Here is a 299-nt window from a genome sequence, read left to right on the forward strand (position 1 = left end):
GGAGATCGCAATACTGCGCGCCCAGGGACAATCTCTGCGGCAGATCGGAGCCGTGATCGGCAGAGCGGCCTCCACGGTTTCCAGGGAGTTGCGGCGCAACTCGGTGGCAGGAATGCCCTACCGGGGGACCTCAGCGCACACACTGGCCTATGAGCGGGCCTCGCGTCCGAAACCAGCGAAACTGCACACGAACACCGTGCTGCGTGCGAAGGTGGAAGATGACCTGAAAAAGAAGTACTCACCCGAGCAGATCGCAGGACGACTCCGGGTTGAGTTCCCCGATGAGCCGGAGATGAGGG

Annotated in this window: 1 pseudogene; it reads left to right on the plus strand. The window is 62.5% G+C overall.

What is annotated here, in order from left to right:
* Positions 1 to 52: 52 nt before the first annotated feature.
* Positions 53 to 299 (plus strand): annotated as a pseudogene (locus QK287_RS18465) (IS30 family transposase); the annotation flags it as partial.

This window comes from Arthrobacter sp. AL05 (assembly GCF_029960715.1).
Taxonomy (GTDB): domain Bacteria; phylum Actinomycetota; class Actinomycetes; order Actinomycetales; family Micrococcaceae; genus Arthrobacter.